This window comes from Streptomyces colwelliae (assembly GCF_048158785.1).
Lineage (GTDB): Bacteria > Actinomycetota > Actinomycetes > Streptomycetales > Streptomycetaceae > Streptomyces.
Genome location: NZ_JBLTJC010000552.1, coordinates 1 through 5,308 on the forward strand (window position 1 = coordinate 1; position 5,308 = coordinate 5,308).

Sequence of the window (5,308 nt, forward strand, 5' to 3'; positions counted from 1 at the left end):
AAGTCGGAGTTGCTAGTAATCGCAGATCAGCATTGCTGCGGTGAATACGTTCCCGGGCCTTGTACACACCGCCCGTCACGTCACGAAAGTCGGTAACACCCGAAGCCGGTGGCCCAACCCCCTTGTGTCCTCACCAGACCTGGCGCTCACCGAAGCCTGCACCGCACACGAAGAAGCCCCTCAGGTCTGAGACCTGAGGGGCTTCTGTCTGTGCGCGAGGGGGGAGTTGAACCCCCACGCCCTTTCGGGCACTGGAACCTGAATCCAGCGCGTCTGCCTATTCCGCCACCCGCGCATTGGGTGTGTCCTCGGGCCCTTCCCGCAAGGGGCTGGCGCCTTCCGACATGCAGAAGATTAGCACGGTGCACGGGGTGGATTCACATCCCTTTCCCCTGAGCAGGCCCCTCCGCTTCCCCCGGGCAGGGCCCCTCCGCGAGAGGCCCCCATCACCCCTCATCGGCTCTCACCTGCCCTCCTCACGCACTCCTCACCCACTCCTCCCGCGACCCCGGACCCACCCGGCGGACACCTGCCGAACACGCACCGAACACCCCCACCACCCCCCTACGTATCAACGTGGACCGGTTCACGTATCAACCTCGTACCGGTAACCGCCATCTCCCCAGGAGGCGGCCAAGGTCCACAGTCAGGTGCGGGACACTTGTCTGCGGCCCCCTCTACGATCCTGGGCAGGAGTACTGACAGGAGTAGTGGCAGAAGGAGTTCGACCGGGCCGACAAGGGGGAACCAGCCGATTTACCGGCGCGTGGATACGATCAGTAAGCAGTACCAAGGCAGTCAGCACGACAATCACCACGACAGCCGGCACGGCGGTCGGTACGACAGCCAGTGCGGCAACGACGGAGGAGGTGCCCCATGGGAGTCCTGAAGAAGTTCGAGCAACGCCTCGAAGGTCTGGTCAACGGCACCTTCGCCAAGGTGTTCAAGTCCGAGGTCCAGCCCGTCGAGATCGCCGGCGCGCTCCAGCGGGAGTGCGACAACAACGCGACGATCTGGAACCGCGACCGGACCGTCGTACCCAACGACTTCATCGTGGAGCTGAGCACGCCGGACTTCGAGCGGCTCAGCCCCTACTCCGGCCAGCTCGGCGACGAGCTCGCCGGCATGGTGCGCGACTACGCCAAGCAGCAGCGCTACACCTTCATGGGACCCATCAAGGTCCACCTGGAGAAGGCGGACGACCTCGACACCGGTCTGTACCGGGTGCGCAGCCGTACGCTCGCCTCCTCCACCAACCAGCAGGCTCCCGGCACCCCCGCTCCGGCGGCACCGCCGGCGGCAGGACGGCCCGGCGGCTACGGCTATCCGGCCGCCGCCGCGCCCGCGAGCGCCCCGCCGCCCATGCCGGCCGCACCGCCGCCCGGCGGCCGCGGCTCGGCGCCGTACCTCCAGCCCGCGCCCGCCGCCCCGGCGGCCGGCGTGCGGATGCGGTACTGGGTGGAGATCAACGGCGCCCGCCATCAGATCTCCCGCGCGACGTTGGTGATGGGCCGCAGCACCGAAGCCGACGTGCGGATCGACGACCCCGGCGTATCCCGCCGGCACTGTGAGATCCGGACCGGAACGCCCTCAGTGATCCAGGATCTCGGGTCCACCAACGGCATCGTGGTGGACGGGCAGCACACCACCCGCGCTACGCTCCGCGACGGCTCGCGGATCGTCGTGGGCAGCACCACCATCATTTACCGGCAAGCCGAAGGGTGAAGCGGGGGCAATGTCAGAGCTGACCCTCACGGTCATGCGGCTGGGTTTCCTGGCCGTACTGTGGCTGTTCGTGATCGTGGCCGTGCAGGTCATCCGCAGCGACCTGTTCGGAACGCGTGTCACTCAGCGCGGCTCGCGACGGGACGCGGGACGGCCGCAGCAGCAGGCCGCCCGGCAGGCGGCGCCTCCGCAACAGCGCCAGCAGCAGCCGGGCGGGGGCGGCCGGCAGCGCCGTAACGCCCCCACCAAACTCGTCGTCAGTGAGGGAATCCTCACCGGCACCACCGTCGCGCTCCAGGGCCAGACCATCACCCTGGGCCGGGCGCACGATTCGACGATCGTGCTGGACGACGACTACGCATCCAGCCGCCATGCCAGGATCTACCCGGACCGCGACGGCCAGTGGATCGTCGAGGACCTCGGATCCACGAACGGCACGTACCTGGACCGGTCCCGGCTGACGACCCCCACACCGATTCCGCTGGGCGCGCCGATCCGCATCGGCAAGACCGTCATCGAGCTGCGGAAGTAGTACAGACAATGAGCGAGCGGAGCGAGCACGCAGCGGCGGACCGCCTGGCGGACCCCGGCGCGCTCCCGACCGGAGGGTGGGCACCGTGCGGATGTACCCGGAGCCGACGGGCGAGGTGCGCATGAGTCTGTCACTGCGCTTCGCCGCCGGATCGCACAAAGGCATGATCCGCGAGGGCAACGAGGACTCCGGCTACGCCGGTCCACGCCTCCTCGCGATCGCCGACGGGATGGGCGGCCAGGCCGCCGGTGAGGTCGCCTCCTCCGAGGTGATCTCGACCATCGTCTCGCTCGACGACGACGTGCCGGGCTCCGACATCCTCACCTCGCTCGGCACCGCCGTGCAGCGGGCCAACGACCAGTTGCGGATGATGGTCGAGGAGGATCCCCAGCTGGAGGGCATGGGCACCACGCTCACCGCCCTGCTGTGGACCGGGCAACGCCTCGGCCTCGTCCATGTCGGGGACTCCCGCGCCTACTTGCTGCGCGACGGCGTGCTGACCCAGATCACCCAGGACCACACCTGGGTGCAGCGGCTGGTCGACGAGGGCCGGATCACCGAGGAAGAGGCCACCACCCACCCGCAGCGCGCGCTCCTCATGCGCGCGCTCGGCAGTGGCGACCACGTCGAGCCGGACCTGTCGATCCGTGAGGTCCGCGCCGGCGACCGGTACCTGATCTGTTCCGACGGGCTGTCAGGAGTCGTCTCCCACCAGACGATGGAGGACACCCTCGCCAGCTACCAGGGCCCCCAGGAGACCGTGCAGGAGCTGATCCAGCTCGCCCTGCGCGGCGGCGGCCCCGACAACATCACGGTGATCATCGCCGACGTCCTCGACCTCGACACCGGCGACACCCTCGCCGCGCAGCTGTCGGACACCCCGGTCATCGTCGGCGCGGTCGCCGAGAACCAGCTCCACCACAACGACAACGGCATCATGCAGACCCCGGCCGGCCGCGCCTCCGGGCTCGGCCGCCAGGTGCCCGGACAGAACGGCGGGGGCGGCGAGTTCGGCCCGCCCGGCTCCGGCGACACCACCGGTTACGTCCCCGAGGGCAGCTTCGGGGACTACTCCGACGACGACTTCGTGAAGCCCTCCAAGGGCCGTAAATGGTTCAAGAGATCCTTCTACAGCGTGCTCGCGCTCGCGGTCATCGGCGGCGGCCTGTACGGCGGCTGGCGCTGGACGCAGACGCAGTACTTCGTCGGCGCCAACGGCGAACACGTCGCGCTGTACCGGGGCATCAGCCAGGACCTCGCCTGGGTCTCGCTGTCGAAGGTGGAGAAGGACCACCCCGACATCGAACTCAAGTACCTGCCGCCCTACCAGCAGAAGCAGGTCAAGGCGACGATCGCCGAGGGCGGTCTCCAGGACGCCCAGAAGAAGATCGCCGACCTCGCCGTGCAGGCCTCCGCGTGCAAGAAGGAGTCCGAGCGCGAGAGTGCCGCGAGCAAGCCCAGCGGCACCACGGGAACCACCAGCACCTCGCTCACGTCCAAGGCCACGCCGAAGCCGACTCCTTCGGCCTCGACTTCGACGTCCCCGTCCCCGACCCCGTCTGCGACTCCCAGCACCGGTCCCAGCCTTTCGGAGGAAGAGCAGCAGGTCGTCTCGCAGTGCAGCAAGTAATAGGCAAGCCGTGAGAGGCCCCGTCACACGATGAGCAGTTCTACCAACACGCCGTCGCACCACACGTCCACGATCGGCTCCATCGGCGCACCGAGCCGGCGCAACACCGAGCTGGCGCTCCTGGTGTTCGCGGTCGTCATCCCGGTGTTCGCCTACGCCAACGTGGGCCTGGCCATCAACGACCAGGTGCCGTCCGGGCTGCTGAGTTACGGCCTGGGCCTCGGTCTGCTGGCCGGCGTCGCGCACCTGGCCGTACGCAAGTTCGCGCCGTACGCGGACCCGCTGCTGCTGCCGCTGGCGACGCTGCTGAACGGCATGGGACTCGTCATCATCTGGCGGCTCGACCAGTCGAAGCTGCTGCAGTCCATCAACCAGGCGGGCAACGCGGCACCACGGCAGTTGCTGTACACCGCGATGGGCATCGGACTGTTCGCCGTCGTCCTGATCTTCCTCAAGGACCACCGCGCCCTACAGCGCTACACCTACATCTCGATGGTCGGCGCGCTCGTCCTGCTGCTGCTGCCGCTCGTGCCGGGCCTCGGCGCCAACATCTACGGCGCGAAGATCTGGATCTCGGTCGGCGGATTCTCCATCCAGCCCGGTGAGTTCGCGAAGATCGTCCTCGCGATCTTCTTCGCCGGCTACCTGATGGTGAAACGCGACGCGCTCGCCCTGGCCAGCCGCCGCTTCATGGGCCTGTACCTGCCGCGCGGCCGCGACCTCGGCCCGATCCTGGTCGTCTGGTTCATCTCGATCCTGATCCTGGTCTTCGAGACCGACCTCGGAACGTCGCTGCTGTTCTTCGGAATGTTCATCATCATGCTGTACGTCGCCACCGAGCGGACCAGCTGGATCGTCTTCGGTCTGCTGATGTCCGCGGCGGGCGCGGTCGGCGTGGCCACCTTCGAACCGCACGTCCAGCAGCGCGTCCAGGCCTGGCTCAACCCGATGAAGGAGTACACGCTCAGCAAGACCGTCGCCGGCCACTCCGCCCAGTCGATGGAGGCCCTGTGGGCCTTCGGCTCCGGCGGCACCCTCGGCACCGGTCTCGGCCAGGGCCACTCCGACCTCATCCGGTTCGCCGCCAACTCCGACTTCATCCTCGCCACCTTCGGCGAGGAACTGGGCCTCGCCGGCATCATGGCGATCCTGCTCCTGTACGGCCTGATCGTGGAGCGCGGCGTACGCACCGCCCTCGCCGCCCGCGACCCGTTCGGCAAGCTCCTCGCCGTCGGCCTCTCCGGCGGCATGGCCCTCCAGGTCTTCGTCGTCGCGGGCGGCGTGATGGGCCTGATCCCGCTGACCGGTATGACGATGCCCTTCGTGGCGTACGGCGGTTCCTCCGTCATCGCCAACTGGGCCCTCATCGGCATCCTGATCCGCATCAGCGACACCGCCCGCCGCCCGCGACGACGAAGACC

General features: G+C 68.4%; 4 protein-coding genes and 1 rRNA gene. All 5 read left to right on the top strand.

Going from position 1 to position 5,308, the window contains the following annotated elements:
• Nucleotides 1-213, top strand: a 16S ribosomal RNA gene (locus ACNFOC_RS50545); the annotation flags it as partial.
• Nucleotides 214-876: 663 nt separating this feature from the next.
• Nucleotides 877-1,725, top strand: a complete 849-nt coding sequence (locus ACNFOC_RS50550) for an FHA domain-containing protein (RefSeq protein ID WP_416965725.1) — start codon at nt 877-879, stop codon at nt 1,723-1,725.
• 10 nt (nt 1,726-1,735) lie between these two features.
• Nucleotides 1,736-2,257 carry an FHA domain-containing protein FhaB/FipA gene (locus tag ACNFOC_RS50555; protein WP_416965726.1) on the top strand — a complete coding sequence of 174 codons (522 nt, stop codon included), beginning with the start codon at nt 1,736-1,738 and terminating at the stop codon, nt 2,255-2,257.
• A gap of 91 nt (nt 2,258-2,348) precedes the next feature.
• A complete protein-coding gene (locus tag ACNFOC_RS50560; RefSeq protein WP_416965728.1) occupies nt 2,349-3,887 on the top strand; it encodes a Stp1/IreP family PP2C-type Ser/Thr phosphatase in 1,539 nt (512 codons plus the stop codon).
• 30 nt (nt 3,888-3,917) lie between these two features.
• Nucleotides 3,918-5,308 (top strand): FtsW/RodA/SpoVE family cell cycle protein (locus ACNFOC_RS50565; RefSeq protein ID WP_416965727.1); only part of this gene is annotated, 1,391 nt, incomplete at its 3' end.